The following is a 19,017-nucleotide window of genomic DNA, read 5'->3' on the forward strand; positions in this document are numbered from 1 at the left end:
ACACCACACCTCCAACGATGGGGATCAGCCTATCACAATTACACCCCATGCCCTGCCCTAACGCCGTTGCCACCAAATCACCCCCGCCATCATGAACCCCAACGCCGGAAACACAATCACCGCTAACCAGCCCAGTAACCGCGATTGCTCCACCGAAAGGATGATGCGGCGATTTTCTAAGGTTTTCGGACGAATCGAGAGCAACTGTTCATCCTCATCGGCCAGCCACTTGACGGAATTTAAGAACATATCGCCATTGAGTTGCTGCTCAAACCAGCCATTGGTCGCAAAGGTGGCATTACCAAACACCACCAGCCGCGCTTCGGGTTCTGCATCATCCTCCTCGTCCTCTTCATCCACCGTCTCCGCTTCCTCCGGGGTTTCGTCCTCATCGGCCGTTGCCGCTGCGTCATCGTCGATCGCATCAGCCTCCGGGCCCAGTTCCTCCCCCACCTCCAGCGGATCATCCAGGGAGAGCAGATCATTGTCCCGATCTAGCTCGGCCAAACGTTCCGCCACCCGATCCGCCTCCACCGGTTGGGTGAGGGCTACGCCCAGGTTTAAGGGGCCTTCGAGATCTTCATCGGGGTCAAACTCCAGGGTTTCCGAGGAGACATTTTGTTCCGCCCAACTTTCAGCACTGGTGATCGCCAGGGGGGTGGCGATCACATCGTCGGCATCGTCGATCCGGATGGCTTGGGCGAGGGGATAGAAGGAAATGCCGTTTTGGAAATCGAGGGTGATCGGGTGGCCGCCGTATTGGGTAACGATGGGGGTGGCGGGGCCGAGATTGGCGGCATTGCCCGCCCCAGAGGCATCAATTACCAAGCGGCCATCGAGTCGAATCCCCCAATCCGCGAGGAGGGGTTCAAGGCCGGAGAAGGTTTCCGGGTCGAGGAGGACGAAGACGCTGCCGCCTTCATTGAGATAGGTGGCGATCGCATCCACTTCCCCGGCAAACAAGGCCCGCTCTGGACTAGCCACCACGAGCACCGTAGTATCTAGGGGAATCTGAGTTTCTACGGCGAGATCTAAGGGGCTAACTTGATAGCCTTTTTCTTCGAGGCTGGTGACGGCTTGATAGAGTCCGCCTTCCACGGGGTCGAGGGGCAATTCACCATGACCTTGGAGAAAATAAACATGGGGTTGGCGATCGCGCAGAATCTTTTCAATGCCGTTGGTGATTTGCAATTCCGCCAGGGATTCCTCTTGCCGCAAGGTTTGGATCAACAGGGTTTTACGCCCATATTCCAAATGCACTTCCCCGATCACCTCCACCCCAAACCGATTCGCCGCCGATACCTCCGTGGCCGGGTCAGCGTAGACATAGCGAAAATTCGGGTTTAAGCGGCTGTAGTTTTTCAGTAATGTTTGATCAATCGAATCGGGAACTGGTTCAAAAATCCAAACGGTGAGGGGTTCGGCGAGGGACTTTACCAAGGTTTCGGTTTGGGGGGAGAGGGTGAATAGCTGGGTTTCTGTCATATCGACTTGAACCCCGTAGCGGACCGCCAACACATTCACGCAGCCCAGAATCACCACCATCGCCACCGTGGCCGCGATCGCATTCGTCCCCACCTGAGCAGAACGCCGTTGGGATAATCGGGACACAATCCCAAGACGCTGTTCCACCGCCACCAAGGTAATCAAGCTCCCCACGCCCACAAACAGGCCCGCGAGCAACCGCGAACCCTGACCTAATCCCAGAATGACGAAACCGGTGGTCAAGAGACAGGGGCCAACCCAAATCAGCAGGGATCGCCAAACTTTATGCTTGAGAAAAACGGGCAATTTCATAGGTTGAGAAGGAGGGCCTGAGCAGATAATGCGATCGCGAGGGTCTGATTCCGTTTCCGCTGCATTCTATCTATTATTCTGAAAAAATTGATGATCAAACTTTATACTCAGCATCACGGTGGCCAAGCTTGGCTAGAGCAGCAGCGGGGCAAACGTCCCCATTTTGCCTGTATCTTGGGCTTTACAGCAACCGGACTTCACCCCGGCATCTCTGCCGCCGGGGCAACACCCCAGGATCGTCAATATACCGCGATCGCTGATGCCGAGTTTTTGATCAACGGGCCCCACCCCACTCCCGCCTTTCCCTTGCCGCCGTTGGAGGTGGGAGCTTCGCCGGTGTTAATTACGCGGGCAGTGGTGGCGGGGTTGGGGGTTCCCCTGTCGTTATTCAATGCCGGATTGCCCCAACCTCCCGCCGTCCCCGCGATTGATCTGAGGGGGCAGAGTGCCGCCTGTGTGGCCACCGGGGCGGCACTACCGCTGGAAACGGTGCGCCATCTGTTGGATCAAGGTATGGCTTGGGGGGCCCGCTTGGGATCGTCGGATCATCCGCTCTGGATTGGGGAATGTGTGGTGGGGGGGACAACCACGGCCCTGGCGGTGTTGATGGGGTTGGGAATTGCCGCCGAGGGCAAAATCAACAGTTCCCATCCCCACTGCAACCATGGGCAAAAAGAGCAGATTGTGCAACAGGGGTTAGCGATCGCCGCCCTTGGCCCTGACCCTGATCCGCTGGCGGTGTTGGCGGCCGTGGGTGATCCGATGCAATGTGTGGCGGCGGGGATGGCGATCGCTGCCAGTCGGAGCGGGGGGGTATTGTTGGCCGGTGGCACGCAAATGTTGGCCGTCTATGCCCTGGCCCAAGCGATCGCCCCCACTCACCACCTACCGTGGAACCCAGAACGGATCGTAGTAGGCACAACGCGCTGGGTGGCCGAAGATCCCAGCGGTGACACCGTTGGCCTCGCCCACGCCATTGGCCCTGTGCCCCTTCTCGCCACCCAACTCAACTTTACCCACGCCAAAACCCCCACCCTCCGCGCCTATGAGCAAGGCTATGTCAAGGAAGGGGTGGGGGCAGGGGGAGCCGCGATCGCAGCAACGCTCTATGGTCAATGGGACAATGAAACCCTTGTGGCCGCGATCGACGCGATCGCCCACCGCGAGCGCACCAAATCCTAGCCCATGGCAATGCCGGGCGCATAGGCTTCATGCACTACGCCGGTTTGCGTACAACTCAGCAAGAAATAGTCACAGTGTGGGCATTGAATCTGAGCCGTGTGGTGTTGCATCGAATACAGCTTTTCCGCGTGACTTCCACAGTTTGGGCAGTGGACTTGCTGAACTTTCGCAAATTTAAACGGCGGGGGCACGGTCTCTTGAGAGTTGGGGGTCAGTACGGTCGATAAATTCATAATGTGTTGCTACACGAACGTGTAACTAAAGAAAATTGTTATAAAGTGCGGCTCGTCATTGGGCTTAATCTAGTGATTGATGGTGGGGCATCCAGGCAAAGTTATCATGGTTTCGTTGATCCCCAGTGGGTTTTAGTCGAATTTTGGCAATTCTCTAGATATTTCTCATGGTCATTCACAACACGAGTGAATTGCAGGATTCTTAAGGTTCTCTTTAGCCTTGGCTTCCCTAGGGGGTTGGCGGTTGGCGTTGGATGGTTCAAGGGCGATCGCCCTTGCATGGCTAGGTTGGGAGGAACCCAACCATTGCCCATTTCAGAATATCCAATTTTCCTGACATAAAATATCCATCGGACGCTAGATCTTCAAACCGTTTTTTGAGAGATTTTCCCCGGCAATCTCTATCAAAAGAGGGATGATCCCCACCCTCCTGGGCCAACTCTCCGGTATCGTAGAAACGATTGAAAACCCCGAAGACGAACGGTGAGGAGACGGTATGGCGATCGCATGGCACATGGTGAAATCCTACGAAGATATTCTGTATCACAAGTCCGATGGCATCGCTAAAATCACCATCAACCGCCCCCATAAGCGCAACGCCTTCCGCCCCAAAACCGTCATGGAACTCTACGACGCATTTAGTAATGTGCGCGAAGATCCCCGCATTGGCGTGGTGCTGTTCACCGGAGCCGGGCCCCACACCGACGGGAAATATGCCTTTTGTTCCGGCGGGGATCAATCCGTGCGGGGCGAGGGGGGGTACATTGACGAGGCCGGTACACCCCGGTTGAATGTCCTCGATCTCCAGCGGTTGATTCGCTCGATGCCCAAGGTAGTCATTGCCCTGGTGGCAGGGTATGCGATCGGCGGTGGCCATGTGCTGCATTTAATTTGTGATTTAACGATCGCAGCCGACAACGCCATTTTTGGGCAAACCGGGCCCAAGGTGGGCAGCTTTGACGGCGGCTTTGGCGCGTCCTATCTCGCCCGCTGCGTCGGTCAAAAGAAAGCCCGCGAAATTTGGTTTCTCTGTCGTCAATACAATGCCCAGCAAGCCCTGGATATGGGGCTGGTGAACCATGTCGTTCCCCTCGACGATCTCGAAGCCGAGGGCATCCAGTGGGCCTCGGAAATTCTCCAAAAAAGCCCGATCGCCATTCGCTGTTTAAAAGCTGCCTTCAACGCTGATTGTGATGGTCAAGCGGGGTTACAGGAACTCGCGGGCAACGCGACGCTGCTGTACTACATGACCGCAGAAGGAGCCGAAGGGAAACAAGCCTTTCTCGAAAAACGCCCCCCCGATTTTCGCCAATATCCCTGGCTACCCTAGTGGACTGTCTAGCCTCAGATGGCAAGTAACTTGAAGACTGAGCGAAGTCGAAGTCTGGTACTCCGGGGTTCGACTCCGCTCACCCCTCTGGATAACAACTCACCTTTTTAAGCTAGACAAGACACTAGTACAGCATCAAGGCTAAAAATTAGGATGCTTGTCGTGACACGACACCTGTTAATCGGTGGGTTACGGCGAATCGCTGAATTACTAGTGATAACGGGAGTTGAAGCCGCCTAACCTACCCTACTACACTATTTCAGCTAAAATAGTGCAGTAGAATTTTGATGTTTTTTTTGCATTGTAGAGAATTTCAGCGATTTTCTAATACACAGCTTTAGCTGAAACAGTCCACTATAATAAAGTAGTATTTTAACTTTGCCACGCCAGTAGGGTGCTGTTAGCGAAGCGTAACGCATCGCCACGTTGAGCTTTGGACATTCAAGAGATTGGGGAGGATACCGACACATCCTGCCCAATCTCAACGCTTTAATCCATGACGGTAACTCGCTTATGTGTCGCAATCAAACACAAACACCAAGCCGGGTGTAGCGAACCCAACGTGGTGTTTGATCGTGTTGTGATTATTTACGATCGCGAAACACACAGTTCAAGCTAGCTTGACAACGACACAGAAGACTCTTCGGGAACTTTTTGGGTGATGGGCATAGATACCGGATCAGAGACAGTGCAGTCGAGGGTTAAGGCATGTTCCAATTGACCGATCTCAATTTCTAAGTTAGGTGCTGCCGCGTTGGTAAAGGGATGAGAAGCCAAGCTACAAGCAGACCAACACCCTTTCACAGGGACACCTAATTGTGAGCAGGAACCACCCCTGCGTCCTTCGTGTTGATAGTAGCAACAGCAGCGGCAAGTCGAGGTCAAAAAAGATTTTTTATTCATTGGAGTGTTGGGGGCTAAAGAGGGGCAATGCGAAAATGGAGAGTAGTTATATGATGGATTTCAGTTTTATAAAAATGTGGAGTTGTAATAAATAGATACACAAAAAATGTGCTCTTTGTTCTTTCGTAACATTTGGTTAATTGAATTGCCCTTGACTAGGGTGTTCATAGTGGGGATCAAGAGAAACACCATTTGTTGAACGAGAGTTTGGAGAATCATTTTGTTCCACTACATTTAGATTAATCGTTTGATCTACATCTATTCTCAATCTTTAATATTTTCTTTACTGTTATTTTTTTCGCGTTTGTGGTATGTGGCGATCAAAGATAATCACCTTTCATCAATGAACTCAAAAATCAGGGTCATCCTTAATCGAAAAATGGACGGCTGAATGTGATGAAAATCACATTTTTGAGACTTTAGTCGCACAACAGGGATTCAGTCTTTTCCTTTGTCCCTACGACAATCTGAGGAAGAGTCCCAGTTCAATCCCCAGGGCTTCATGGCGCAATTCAGCAAAAATTGCTCAAACTGGCTTGATATCCAAGCAATTCTCGTTCCCCCAGAGCGCAGCAGGGCTTAACCCCCTCGATGGGATTGAATGATGGTGAGGCGGCGGCGATCGCTTCCGGTTCCGTAGGATGGCCGGTCGCGTTGCTCTCACTCGCAACCTATGATGAAGAAAGAAAACCAAACCCCCGGACTCCAGCCGGGAGTGAGCTTACACAATCAGGGTGTAGCCTCCGGTGTTTTCTTGTTGCGATCGCAACATTCTCCCCCTCATGCCCGTATCTCCCGTTTGCCCTTGGCTTCGGCTCGCCCTTGTGGGCAGTAGCCTAATCACGCTCCAGTCTCCCCCTAGTTTGGCCCAATCCATCACCCCCGCTGCCGATGGGACAGGGTCAGTGGTGACCCAAAGTGGGGATCTGTATCAGATTACCGGCGGCACGCTCTCCGGAGATGGGGCCAACCTGTTCCATAGCTTGGAGCAATTGGGACTGAACCCCAACGAAATCGCCCAGTTTCTGGCCCAGCCTCAGATTCAGAATATTTTGGCGCGGGTGACGGGGGGGAGTCCGTCGGTGCTTCAGGGGTTGGTGCAGGTATTGGGGGGTGGGGCGAATTTGTATTTAATCAATCCGGCGGGGATCGTGTTTACGCCTACGGCTCAGATTGATGTGCCGGGGTCGTTCACGGCGACGACGAGCGATCGCATCCAGTTCGGCGATCGCGCCTTCAACGCCACCGGAGCCAACAACTACAGCACCCTCACTGGCAACCCCACCGCCTTTGAGTTTCTCAGGGCGGAACCGGGTGCGATTCTGAATGAGGCGCAGTTAAGCAATCTCGACGGGGATATTAACCTGATCGGCGGTACGGTGATCAACCTCGGCACCCTCGAAGCCCCCAACGGCCAGATTACCCTCGCCGCCGTCCCCGGTCGCCGCACCCTGCGCATCACCCAAGCCGGAACAATCCTCGCCATTGAAATTCCCCTCAGCCAAGATTTGGCCACCCTCACCCCGGCATCGCTCCAATCCTTGCTGCAACTGCCCAGCTTCCAATCGGCCGATCGCGTCACCGTCGATGATCAGGGCGTGGTGCGGATTAGCGGGTCGGATCTGACGATTACGGCGGGAGATACAGCAATTTTAGGGATTACGAAGGGAAAAATGGTGCAGATTGCCGGGGCTGGGTTGATCGTCCCTGACCCTGACGCGGTGATCACCGCTGGGGAGACCTCCGCACCCACGGTGATTCACTTTGCCGAAAATCCTGATGATCCCAACGCCTTGGTGTTTCTTGATGCCACGGTTGCGGACTACCAATCCTTGCTCTACAAGGGCAAACCCGGCACCACAACCGTCGTGGTCACCCCGGATCAGTCGGGGATCGCGACCATTACCAACACCCTCGCCCCCCGCCAAGGGGTGGATGAATTGCACCTTGTCACAGAGGGCAACGCGGGAGAAATTTGGCTAGGGCGGGACTATGTGAGCGCGGCGAATGTGGCGGAATTTAGCCAGCAATTGCAGGCCTGGAGTGCGTCCCTGAGTGAGGGGGCGGATCTGCTGCTTTATAGCTGTTTTACGGCGTTGGGTTCCGTGGGGGATGCGTTGCTGGCGAGTTTGGCGGCGGCGACGGGGGCGGATGTGGCGGCTTCGACGGATGTCACCGGGAGCGCGGCCCTGGGGGGAAATTGGACGCTGGAAAAAACCGTGGGGACGGTGGAGGCCGGTGTGGCGTTTGAGGGGGATGCGATCGCCCTCTATCCCCATACACTCGACAACTTCACCGTCACCACAACGGCCGACTCCGGAACCGGCTCCCTCCGTGACATGGTTGACCGTGCCAATCTAACGTCGGGGGTGGACACCATTCGCTTTTTAGCATCCGTTCTCGCCAGTGAGATTTGGCTTACCAGTGGCCCCGTCAATATCGATACCACCGCCGATGGCCTCACCATCACCAACTTTTTACCAGGATCAATGCGCATCCGACGCGCATCCGCCTCTGATTTTCGTCTCTTCAACATCACCGGCCCCAATCCCGTCACCCTTGAAAACCTCACTCTCCGCTTCGGCAACGTGGGAGGCTCAGAAAATGGCGGCGGCATCCAGAGTACAGGCGGCGGTTCCCTCACCCTCAATCAGGTTACTCTCGAACGCAACACCAGCGCGAATAGCGGTGGCGGCATTTTCTCAGATGGCCCTGTCACTCTCAACAACAGCACGATCAAAGACAACGCTGCCGGAAACAGGGGCGGCGGGCTCAACGCCCCCACCGTGACGCTTAACAACAGCACCCTCATCGGCAACCGCAGCACCAACGACGGCGGCGGCATTGCCACCCAGATTCTCACTGCCACCGATAGCCGCATCCAAGGCAACACCAGTGACACAGACGGCGGTGGCATCGCCAGCAATACCAGTGGGATCTTGACCGGTACAGTGGTGAGCGATAATCAGGCACTCGGCAGGGGCGGGGGAATCTATAACAGCGGCACGTTCACCCTCAGCACCAGCACGATCAGCAGTAATACAGCCACCCATGGGGGAGGAGTTTGGTCTGACGGAGATTTGAGTGTGGTTGACAGCACAATCAGCAGTAACACCGCCACCCATGGGGGAGGCCTCTACAGTCTGGGCGGCCCCTTAGCCCTGAACAACAGCACCGTCAGTGGCAATCAAGCGAGTCAAAACGGCGGTGGCATTACGAATTCCGCTTTCCTGTCCCTTATCCACAGCACGATCGCTTTCAACACAGCCGATGCCGATGGGAATGGGTTGGGGGAGGGTGGGGGCCTGTATCAGTCTGCTGGCACGGCAAACATCACCAACACCATTGTGGTGAACAACACCGGGCAGAATGGCAACCTTTCCACCTTGTCCGGTTCTTGGGGCGGCAGTACGATCCAGTCCAGTTTGCTTGATAGTGATGCGGGGGCGAATGGCCTAACCTTAAACACCGGGTTGAATCAAAACATCATTGGGGTTGACCCAATGCTGTCACCGTTGGGGAACTATGGCGGGCCAACGCAAACCCATGCTCTATCCCCGACGAGCGTGGCGGTGGATGCGGCCCAAGGATCGCAATTAACTGATCAGCGGGGGGCCAGTCGGGTCGGGACACCGGATCTGGGGGCCTATGAGTCAATGCTTCAGATTACCCAGGCGGGTGGGGATCAGAGTGCGATCGTGGATACGGCGTTTGGCGCACCGCTGACGGTGACAGCGCGAGATGCGTTTCAGTTTCAGGGGGTGGCGGGGCTGAGTGTGACTCTGGAAATCCCAGCGTCGGGGGCGAGTTTGCAGACGATGTTAACGGGGGTGACGGGGGCAGATGGGACGGTGACGTTTAATCCGGTGGCGAATACGATCGTAGGCTCCTACACAGTTCAGGCCAGCATGACGGACTTGGGAATCAGTCCGCTGCCCTTTTCCCTGACTAATACACCCGCCAGTGCAGTGGCATTTACCGTCCAAGAAAGTCTCACCACGATGACGGCGGGCACGTCCCAAGATGTGACGGTGACGGCGTTGGATCTGTTTGGCAATGTGGATACGAATTTTAGTGATCCGTTGACCTTGAGTAGCACTGATCCCACCGCGTCCCAAATTACCGGGGGAAATTTGACCGCTGGAGCCGGGACATTTGAGGTCACGTTGCGCACGGCGGGGAATCAGACGGTGACGGCTACCAGTGGCGCGATCGCTGGAAATTCGGGTCAAATTTCGGTCACAGCAGCGGCTCCGAGTCAGTTAGCGATCGCTAGCGGTAACAATCAATTCACCTCCATTAACCAAGCCTTTCCCCAATCCTTAACGGTCAAACTGAGCGACCTGTTTGGCAATCCAATCAGTGGAAATTCGATCGAATTTGCCGCCCCCACGACCGGAGCAAGCGGCACCCCCCTCCTCATTTCGGTGCTCACCGATGCCCAAGGAATTGCCTTCACACCGTTGACGGCTAATCAAGAAAGCGGGGCATTTCAGGTGACGGCCACTGCGATCGCCAGTCAGTTAACAGCCATCTTCTCCCTGCTCAATACCCTCCCGATCGTTACATCAGTTCTCCCGTCGCTTTCTGTACCCTCGCCCGCGCTGCTTTTCAATTCCCCCCAACTCGGCCAAGTGCCACAGGGATTCAATAATCCACCGCTCCCACCTGCGAGTCTCCCCAATCGAAGCGGGCAACCATCCCAAGCTCCCCCCCTCGCACCCGGAGCACAGCCTGGACAGCCCCCGCAACCAGGGCGAGGGCTGCCCCCTGTGGCCGTTGCCCTCGCGCCCGATGTGCGTAACGCCCCGCCCCAAGTGGAACAACTGGAACAAGGGGTGAATCAACCCTTTATCCAACATCTGAACCTGACCACGTTCCCCCCGCCGCCCACGCCGCAACAGGTGCAAAACACCCTGCAAACCATTGAAAGCCAGACCCAAGAAAAGCCCGCCTTGGTGTATGCCTTTTTTAAAGCGCCGGGTTCAGACCCTGAGCCAAAGGAGCAGGCGGTATTGTGGCGATTGGATCACGCTTATTCACCCCAAGGATTGGAAGAATTGGTCGCGCCGAGCGGTGATCCGCAGCCAACGGATGAATTGGAATTGGTGGTGGTGATGGGGAATGGTACGGTGTTGCGGCGGCGAGTGCCGGAGGCGGTGCGATCGCAGGTGCTCACCACAATGCGACAACTCCGACGCACGGTGATCAACCCCGACAGTCAAGGCTTTTTAGGCCATGCACAAGTCCTCCATCAGTGGCTGATTGACCCGATTACAGCAGAGTTAGAGGCGGCAGGGATCACGAATTTAACGTTTATTCTCGATCATGGCCTCCGGTCGATTCCCTGGGCAGCCTTGCACGATGGTGAGCAGTTTTTGATTGAAAACTACAGCCTGGCGATCATGCCCAGTCTCTCCCTCACCGATACCGCCTACCGTCCCTTAAATCGACCGGACATTCTCGCCATGGGAGCCTCTGATTTTCAAATGCAAGCCCCGTTACCCGGTGTTCCCACGGAATTAGCCGCGATTACGAACACGATCGCCCAGAGTCAATCGTTTCTCAATGAAGGTTTTACCCTGGCAAACTTGCAAACTGCCCGCCAAGCCGAGGCGTTTCAAATCGTCCATTTAGCAACCCATGGCGAATTTCGCCCCGGCAGCCCGGACAATTCCTACATTCAATTTTGGCGTGAACGGCTTCCCCTCAGTGATTTTCCCAGTTTGCAGTTTAATAATCCGCCGGTGGATTTGTTGGTGTTGAGTGCTTGTCAGACGGCGGTGGGTGATCCAGAGGCGGAGTTGGGGTTTGCGGGGTTGGCGGTGTTGGCGGGGGTGCGATCGGTGTTGGGGAGTTTGTGGTCAGTGAGTGATGCGGGAACGTTGGGGCTGATGACGACGTTTTATCAGGAGTTGAGTCAGTTGCCGATTAAGTCGGAAGCCTTGCGACAAGCGCAGTTGGCGATGTTGCGGGGCCAGATTCGGATTGAAGCGGGGAGGCTGATCACGCCGTCCAGTCAGATTCCCTTGCCGCAGGAGCTACAGAGCTTGGGCGATCGCACCCTGACCCATCCCTATTTTTGGAGTGCTTTTACGATGATCGGGAATCCGTGGTAAGGCGGTGAGCTTGGGTCTAAAATTAACAAGCACATCCTTCCGTCGTGATCACCGATTACGGACTTCCCCGAACGTCAAACCATGCTTGATATTAAACAGATCCGCGAAAATCCCGATTTTGTGCAAGAGCGTCTCCACCGTCGGAGTGGGGAGTATGCGATCGCAACCCTCCTCCACCTCGACCAACGCCAGCGCGATCTGCAAACCACCCGCAACAACCTCCAAGCCCAAGGCAACAGCACCGCCAAACGGATCAAAGAAAAAATCCAAAGCGGGCTAGATCCCAACGGCCCCGAAATCAGCGCGATCAAAGCCGAAGGCAGCGCGATCAAGGCCGAACTCGCCAAACTCGACCCCCAAGAAAAAGCCCTCAAAGCCGAGATTGACACCCTCCTCCTCACCCTGCCGAATTTGCCAAGCGATCGCACCCCCATCGGAGCCAACGAAACCGAAAACGTCGAACGCAGCCGCTGGGGTGACGAATACAAACCCAACCTCGACCACCCCAAAGCCCATTGGGAGATCGGCGAAACCCTGGGCATTTTAGACTTTAAACGCGCCGTCAAAGTCGCCCAAAGCCGCTTTGTGAACCTGATCGGTTCTGGTGCAGCCCTCGAACGCGCCCTGATTAACTTCATGCTCGATCGCCAAACCGCAGCGGGCTACACCGAAGTGATGCCCCCGGTGTTGATCAACAGTGCCAGCCTCACCGGAACGGGGCAACTTCCCAAATTTGCCGAGGAAAGTTTTCGGTGCGGCGACGATGACCTCTGGCTCACCCCCACCGCTGAAGTGCCCTTAACGAACCTTTACCGCGATGAAATTCTCGATGCGGAGCAGTTGCCGATCCACCATTGCGCCTATACTCCCTGTTTTCGCCGTGAAGCCGGCAGCTACGGCAAGGACACGCGAGGCCTGATTCGCCTCCACCAATTCAACAAAGTGGAAATGGTGAAGATCGTCCATCCTGACCATTCCGAAGCGGAACTAGAGGCGATGCTCGGCAACGCCACGGCAATTCTCGAAGCGTTGCAGTTGCCCTATCGGATTTTGGAGCTTTGCACGGGAGATCTCGGATTCACCGCGACGCGCTGCTACGACGTAGAAGTGTGGATGCCGGAGGCGGGGGCCTATCGGGAAATTTCCAGTTGCTCGAACTGCTCGGATTTCCAGGCACGGCGGGCCAGTATTCGGTTTAAAACGCCGGGCCAAAAGGGGACGAATTATGTTCACACCCTCAATGGTTCCGGCTTAGCGGTGGGGCGCACGATGGCGGCAATTTTGGAAAATTATCAGCAACCCGATGGCAGTGTGACGATTCCTGAAGCGTTGCGCCCCTATTTCGGACGGGAGGCGATCGCACCGGTATAACTATTTCATACTCAATTCACCTCGCACCCTCCCCAATGCGGAACGGGTGTCCGGTTGAACGCCATTACGGAAATTTCGGGCCATGGTTGAATTGTTGGGGTTGTTTTTGGAAATCTTAGGGGTGTGGCAGCGATCGCGCCAAGCCCGTGTCACACATCCCAGCATTGACTACGAAAAAGCCTCCCAACCCAACTGCGACCCCTGGCGATGGCGCATCCCTAACCCAGACCTCGGCCTCACCCTCGACGACACCCCCCACCGCAGCACCATCCATCTCAAAACCCGCCGCACGTTTGGGGAACGTCTCGTCGTGCTCCTGGGCTACGGAATGATCCTGATGGGGCTTTGGTTCAGCGTTGAGACGTTGATCAGCACGGGGGATCTGAGGGGATTGTTCCTGATCTGGGTGGTGTTTGGGGGCTTTGGGTGGCTGTTTTGGCTGGTGGGCAGTCGGGTGAAACGGCTAGAACTCACGCCCGATCGCCTCACGGTGGTGATGACGTTGGGGTTTCACGGGGAAATGAAACGCCGCTATCGCTGTCGCCCTAGCCTCCAGGTGACGGGAGCGTATCAAAGTATCTTGACAATGGATCGGGGTCAGGATCTGCCGGATTTTAATCTGTTGATCCAACGGGGGCGGTTCGGCAATCGGGCAAAATATATCACTGCCTGCAATCAAACCCAAGGGTCTTGGTTAGTGGCGGGAATTCTCTTCTGGTGCGATGGGTGGCAGTGCGATCGCACTGCTACCGATCGCACCGCTACCGATCACACCGCTACCGATCACACCGCTACCGATCACACCGCTACCGATCACGACGAAACCCATTCAGGATGACTTACGGATCTTGGGCGATCGCTTTGCGGTAAAGCTGCTGAATCGTTTTGAGGATGGATTCAATTACCGACGGATGATGAGCATGATCGGGGTCGAGTTCTTGCAGTTGCAGCAAAAAGCGGGCTTCTTGGGTTTGCACTTCGCCGTCGCTGTAGATTAAGGCGCTGATCGCTTCGAGGAGAGTTTGATAGTCGTCGTGGGTGTAGCGATCGCCCAAATAGCTTTTCACCCAGAGATAACATTCCTGGGGCTGCACCGGCTTCACTTCCGTCAGCAATGCCTTAATTTCGGGATCATCTACCAGGCTATTTTCCGTGGCCATACGGTGTAGATGGTTGCGTTCTTCCGGTTGAATGACACCATCAATCCAGGCTGCTCCGATCAAAATCTTGAGGAGATCTTTGGTGCTGTGGAGTTGAGAAGCAGAGGTCATGAGGGGGTCATTCTTGGTTACAACCAAAAGGCAAAATTTTCAGCCCCATTTTAGCACTGGAGCCTATCAGACTCTGGGCCAATTGACCCTGCACCATGGCTAATGCAGAGTCAAGACTTAATCTTCAGATCGTCTTGAATACCCAAAGCTCAACATGACGGTGCTGCTTCGCTAACAGCACCCTACTGGCGGGCAAGATGGGCATAACGAGCAGCGAGCAAGATGCCCGCTGCTCGTTAAATCCTTAGCGATGACTGGAGTGGGAGCGTCTCGTTCCCTAGTTCAATCGTGACGGTGCGTTACGCTTCGCTAACAGCACCCTACTGGCGGGCAAGATGGGTATAACGAGCAGCGGGCAAGATGCCCGCACTCCTTAAATCCTTAGTCGTGACTTGATTCTAGTCGTTGTCTTCGGCGGCGGGAATGTCGTCTTCGGGGGAGGCAGTGGGTTTAAGTTGGGTGAGGAGGGTTAAGACGCGATCGCCCCGCTCAATAGAACGATCTTCAATGAACTGGACATTGGGCGTGCGGCGCAGGCGAATCCGTTGCCCCAATTCCCGCCGGATAAAGCCGGTGGAGGATTCCAACCCGGCCATGGTTTGTTCCCGCACAGCATCGGAGCCGTAGATACTGACGAAAATCTTGGCATGTTGCAAATCCCCCGACACGGCCACATCGGTGACGCTGACCATGCCAGCGCCGACGCGATCGTCTTTGATTTCATGACCTAAGAGTTGGCTAACTTCGCGTTTAATCAGGGATGAAACGCGAGATACGCGGCGACTGGTAGCCATGAGGAACTCCTCTCCTACTGAGCTAAAAAAAATCCGGTGGATTAACCCTTTCCTATGTCACTATACGGGATTCAGTCCCAACATCGCGCGGAGTGTAAAGAAGATGAAGCCCGATAAGCCGATGAGAATTCCGATTAAGGCGGTCAGCCGGAGCGGACTGCTGAACATGGGGCGAACCCATTGGTAGAGGGCAAAAAAGACCCCTAGGGTAAATGTCACAAAATAGCGACAGTAGCGGAGCACATTCTCAAAAAATTCTTGCATGGTAGCGATCGCACAACAAAGATGGGTTCCCTTAACTGGTAGCATTATCCACGTAATTTCGACAAGCAACAACGTTCACAGAGCGGGGAATTTAATCGCGTGGAACATCTTGGGTTTTTAGTGGCGGGCGGCTTACTGTCGGGTCTGTTGGCGGGTTTGTTGGGGATTGGGGGCGGTACGGTGCTCGTGCCGATCTTGGTGGCGCTGGGCTACGGGTACGATCCATCCGTGGCCACCAGTAGTTTAGCGATCGTGATGACCTCCCTGTCCGGAACCCTGCAAAACTATCGCATGGGCTTTTTAGATTGGCGACGGGTGATCGTCCTGGCGATTCCCGCGATCGCCACCGCCCAAATCGGGCCCTTATTGGTGGGTCAGATTCCCAATTTCGTCAAAGAAGCCGCCTTTGGACTGCTGCTAATCGCCACCATTTTTCTCGTCATGCTGCGTAAGCGACTGATTGCCCAGCAGAGCAGCGATCGCCCCAACCCCGCCCCCAACCTCCTCATCCCCCGCCTCAGCACCGGAGCCGCCGCCGGCCTCCTAGCCGGACTCTTCGGGGTTGGCGGTGGGGTGATCATGGTTCCGTTGCAAATGCTCCTGCTCAACGAACCGATCAAAACCGCCATCCAAACCAGCCTTGGGGTGATCGTCGTCACCGCCATCTCCGCCTGTGCGGGCCATGCCATCCAGGGCAATGTGTTAGGCATACCGGGATTAATTCTCGGTCTTGGAGGACTCGTCGGAGCGCAGATCAGTACCCGCTACCTCCCAAAACTGCCCGATCGCATCGTCAGTATGAGTTTTCGATCGCTTCTTGCCCTGCTGTCGCTCTACTTCTTTTGGCGTGCGATCGGCAGCTATCCCACCTAGGTTATGACGATTCTGATTCCTCAACCCAGCCCATGGTTATTGATTAGAAATAATCATTAAACGTCCACAATCTATTCGTCCGATCTAAATGTAATTAAAGTTACAGAAAAAACTGACGTACCCCTCCAAGATCAACACGTTTCTGTCGTGTTCTTTCTAGTTAGCACACCAGTCTGAGTGAGTCTGGCAATGGACTGAACTCACGTTCATATAGTGTTCAGGACTAGACTTTTAGTAATGAATCCGGTACTTTTATAGACTCAGTAACGACTCAGGATGATCGGGTCTTCCCAGAACGCAAGACAGGTGCTCCGGAGTGCTTTCTGGCTTGGCGTTGAATCCCATTCAACACCCTGGGAACTCCATTCGATGACAATCCTGAGCATTCCAGAAAATGACTGTGTTTCTTTAGATTCAGGAAAGTTTTGTAGTGATGTCCAAATCAACTCTGGTCAATTCTTTCTCTGCTCGCGAGAGAAGGGAGAGAGCGGCAGCAGGAAATTTGAAACCTGTGCAGCAACTGTTGCGCTGGTTTTCACCCTATTGGATTGCATGCATTCCACTAGTGGCGATCATCCTTGTGGTGTGGGATTCCGCTGCGTTTGCCCAACATGCCCTTGACCTTGACGAGCTGGATTTTGCCGATCCGGAAGTCATCAAAGGCACTCTAGACACCGTATTCATCCTAGCTTCAGCGATTTTGGTGATCTTCATGAACGCCGGTTTCGCCATGTTGGAAGCTGGATTCTGTCGCCAAAAGAACGCGGTCAACGTGTTGGCGAAAAACTTGATCGTTTTCGGCATTGCGGCGATCGCGTACTGGGCGATCGGCTTTGCCTTCATGTACGGTCAAGGCAACGGCTTTATCGGAAGCACGGGATTCTTCCTCCTCAGTGAAGACCCCGCCGACTACGGCTTAGACCCCTTCCCGGCAGGCTTGCCCATTTCGGCATCGTTCCTGTTCCAAGTGGCCTTTGCAGCGACGGCTGCCACCATTGTGTCCGGTGCTGTTGCCGAACGGATTCACTTCGTGTCCTTCCTGATTTTCGCGTTCTTACTCGTTTCCGTGTCTTATCCCATCACCGGCCACTGGGTCTGGGCTGGCGGTTGGCTCAGTGAAGCGGGCTTTAGCGATTTTGCCGGATCGACAGTGGTTCACTCCGTTGGGGGTTGGGCTGCGTTGATGGGGGCGGCCTTCCTCGGACCCCGGATCGGCAAATATAACGACAGTGGCATCAACGCCATTCCTGGCCACAACATGAGCATTGCGACCCTAGGGTGTTTGGTGCTGTGGGTGGGCTGGTATGGGTTTAACCCCGGTTCTGAATTGGCCGCTAGTCCTAACATTACCTACATCGCGTTGACCACGACCTTGGCAGCGGCGGCGGGTGGTGTGGCTGCGACGGCAACCTCTTGGCTCAAAGATGGTAAGCCTGACCTCTCGATGGTGATCAACGGCATCTTAGCGGGTCTGGTGGGAATCACCGCTGGCTGTAATGCGATTCCTTACACTGGATCTGTGATTACGGGTGCGATCGCTGGCGTGATCGTCGTCTTCTCCGTATCCATCTTCGATAGCCTCCATATCGATGACCCCGTGGGTGCAACCTCAGTTCACCTCGTTTGCGGGATTTGGGGAACCCTCGCCGTGGCAATCTTCGGCGGCGGTAACTTCGGTGCGCAAGTGATCGGGATTCTCGCCATTGGTGGCTTCACCGTTGTCTTTAGCTCCATTGTGTGGTTGGCGTTGAAATTCACCATCGGCATTCGGGTTAGTCCGGAAGATGAATTACAAGGTCTGGATATTAGCGAACATGGAATGGAAGCGTACAACGGTTTCGTGACCGAAACGGATACCTTTGCCAGTGGCCAAGCCATGGGCATTAGCGGTAGTTCCGAAGCTTAAAACCCATTCGATTGAACCCGCTTCCCTTTAATCTAGATGCAAAATCTGCGACTCTAGGTTAAAGGGAAGCCTTCGTTTGAGGCTAAAATTCTGTATTGTGTTTACTCCCCTTTTATATCGTTTGCTCCAATCTGCTCACCGTTGGGCTGCTTTTTCCCTCGCAGCGAACGTCCTCTTGCTCTTTGCCCTGTTCGCCGTCACTCAACGTCCGGTTGAACCCAAACTCGCCCTTGCTTCCTTGGCGGGTAGCTCTCAGCAGCTCCTGGCCAAGACCCCTGTGCCCACTCCCCACGATCGCAGCCATCGCCAAGCCCTGTCCTATCAGCAATGGGTGGATCTGCTGGCCCAGGAAGCCAGCGCCGCCGCCCAGAATCAACCCAATGACTTGATGGTATTAATGGGAGATTCCATCACCCTCTGGTTTACCCATGACCTGCTGCCCCCCGGCCAGACTTGGCTCAATCAAGGTATTTCGGGGGAAAAAACCCTAGGACTTTTGCGGCGCTTGCATTTGTTGGATCAAACTCGCCCCCAAGCGGTGTTTATGATGATCGGGATTAATGATGTGCTGTGGGATGTGAGTGATGCGACGCTGTTGGCCAATTCCCGGCTGATTATGCAGGATTTGCGCCGCCAACATCCCCGCAGCCGTGTGGTGGTGCAGTCGATTTTGCCCCATGCTGGTGCGTCTGCCACCTGGGAGGGGCGCGATCGCCTCCTCGCCATTCCCAATGGCCGCATTCGCCGTCTCAACCTCGAACTCGAACGCATTGCCGCCCAAGAAGGAGCGACATTCCTCAACCTTTATCCCCTCTTTGCCGATGAGCGCGGTAATCTAAAAATGGATCTCAGCACCGATGGCCTGCATCTCAACCGGGACGGCTATCGCGTTTGGTCTACGGCCCTGCAACTGTTCATCGGCCTCGAACTGGATCATACCCATCGCAAAACGGATTAAATCGTCTCTTTCATTC

General features: G+C 55.0%; 14 protein-coding genes. 8 read left to right on the forward strand and 6 right to left on the reverse strand.

Annotated elements, in window-relative coordinates; translation table 11 throughout:
* Positions 1–57: 57 nt before the first annotated feature.
* Positions 58–1,797 carry a GldG family protein gene (locus tag SPI6313_RS15865; RefSeq protein ID WP_072621878.1) on the reverse strand — a complete coding sequence of 580 codons (1,740 nt, stop codon included), beginning with the start codon at positions 1,795–1,797 and terminating at the stop codon, positions 58–60.
* 90 nt (positions 1,798–1,887) lie between these two features.
* Here SPI6313_RS15865 and cobT point away from each other — a divergent pair, with 90 nt between their 5' ends.
* Complete coding sequence (gene cobT, locus SPI6313_RS15870) at positions 1,888–2,979, forward strand: nicotinate mononucleotide-dependent phosphoribosyltransferase CobT (RefSeq protein ID WP_175551163.1); 1,092 nt, start codon at positions 1,888–1,890, stop codon at positions 2,977–2,979.
* Here the strand turns inward: cobT and SPI6313_RS15875 are convergent.
* Positions 2,976–3,212 (reverse strand): hypothetical protein, encoded by a 237-nt coding sequence (locus SPI6313_RS15875; protein WP_245788821.1) that lies wholly within the window; start codon positions 3,210–3,212, stop codon positions 2,976–2,978. The genes cobT and SPI6313_RS15875 overlap by 4 nt on opposite strands.
* A 496-nt stretch (positions 3,213–3,708) precedes the next feature.
* On the opposite strand from SPI6313_RS15875, the gene menB reads away from it, so the two are divergent.
* On the forward strand, positions 3,709–4,542 hold the full coding sequence (gene menB / locus SPI6313_RS15880; RefSeq protein WP_072621880.1) for a 1,4-dihydroxy-2-naphthoyl-CoA synthase: 834 nt from the start codon (positions 3,709–3,711) through the stop codon (positions 4,540–4,542).
* A 615-nt stretch (positions 4,543–5,157) separates the two neighbouring features.
* Here menB and SPI6313_RS25410 read toward each other — a convergent pair.
* A complete protein-coding gene (locus tag SPI6313_RS25410) occupies positions 5,158–5,319 on the reverse strand; it encodes a hypothetical protein (RefSeq protein WP_217650631.1) in 162 nt (53 codons plus the stop codon).
* A 908-nt stretch (positions 5,320–6,227) separates the two neighbouring features.
* Between SPI6313_RS25410 and SPI6313_RS15890 the strand changes: the two genes are divergently transcribed.
* From SPI6313_RS15890 to SPI6313_RS15900, 3 genes are all read left to right on the forward strand, one after another.
* On the forward strand, positions 6,228–11,564 hold the full coding sequence (locus SPI6313_RS15890; RefSeq protein ID WP_139276670.1) for a CHAT domain-containing protein: 5,337 nt from the start codon (positions 6,228–6,230) through the stop codon (positions 11,562–11,564).
* An 81-nt stretch (positions 11,565–11,645) separates the two neighbouring features.
* Entirely contained in the window at positions 11,646–12,935 is a 1,290-nt protein-coding gene (serS, locus tag SPI6313_RS15895) for a serine--tRNA ligase (protein ID WP_072621883.1), read from the forward strand.
* 82 nt (positions 12,936–13,017) lie between these two features.
* Positions 13,018–13,773, forward strand: coding sequence for a hypothetical protein (locus SPI6313_RS15900; protein ID WP_072621884.1), 756 nt, complete (start codon positions 13,018–13,020; stop codon positions 13,771–13,773).
* Between the two features lies 1 nt (position 13,774).
* Here SPI6313_RS15900 and SPI6313_RS15905 read toward each other — a convergent pair whose 3' ends face one another.
* The 3 genes from SPI6313_RS15905 to SPI6313_RS15915 form a co-directional block, all read right to left on the reverse strand.
* Positions 13,775–14,206 carry a tellurite resistance TerB family protein gene (locus tag SPI6313_RS15905; RefSeq protein ID WP_072623181.1) on the reverse strand — a complete coding sequence of 144 codons (432 nt, stop codon included), beginning with the start codon at positions 14,204–14,206 and terminating at the stop codon, positions 13,775–13,777.
* Between the two features lie 398 nt (positions 14,207–14,604).
* The gene (rbfA, locus tag SPI6313_RS15910) at positions 14,605–15,000 is read right to left on the reverse strand and encodes a 30S ribosome-binding factor RbfA (protein ID WP_072621885.1); all 396 of its coding nucleotides are present in this window, start codon (positions 14,998–15,000) and stop codon (positions 14,605–14,607) included.
* Between the two features lie 60 nt (positions 15,001–15,060).
* On the reverse strand, positions 15,061–15,264 hold the full coding sequence (locus tag SPI6313_RS15915; RefSeq protein WP_072621886.1) for a DUF751 family protein: 204 nt from the start codon (positions 15,262–15,264) through the stop codon (positions 15,061–15,063).
* Between the two features lie 99 nt (positions 15,265–15,363).
* Between SPI6313_RS15915 and SPI6313_RS15920 the strand changes: the two genes are divergently transcribed.
* The 3 genes from SPI6313_RS15920 (at position 15,364) to SPI6313_RS15930 (ending at position 19,001) form a co-directional block, all read left to right on the forward strand.
* Positions 15,364–16,137 carry a sulfite exporter TauE/SafE family protein gene (locus tag SPI6313_RS15920; protein WP_072621887.1) on the forward strand — a complete coding sequence of 258 codons (774 nt, stop codon included), beginning with the start codon at positions 15,364–15,366 and terminating at the stop codon, positions 16,135–16,137.
* Positions 16,138–16,567: 430 nt separating this feature from the next.
* Complete coding sequence (locus tag SPI6313_RS15925; RefSeq protein ID WP_425443098.1) at positions 16,568–18,043, forward strand: ammonium transporter; 1,476 nt, start codon at positions 16,568–16,570, stop codon at positions 18,041–18,043.
* Between the two features lie 97 nt (positions 18,044–18,140).
* A complete protein-coding gene (locus tag SPI6313_RS15930) occupies positions 18,141–19,001 on the forward strand; it encodes a GDSL-type esterase/lipase family protein (protein ID WP_245788825.1) in 861 nt (286 codons plus the stop codon).
* Positions 19,002–19,017: the final 16 nt, after the last annotated feature.

Origin of the sequence: Spirulina major PCC 6313, from assembly GCF_001890765.1 — a bacterium.
Lineage (GTDB): Bacteria > Cyanobacteriota > Cyanobacteriia > Cyanobacteriales > Spirulinaceae > Spirulina > Spirulina major.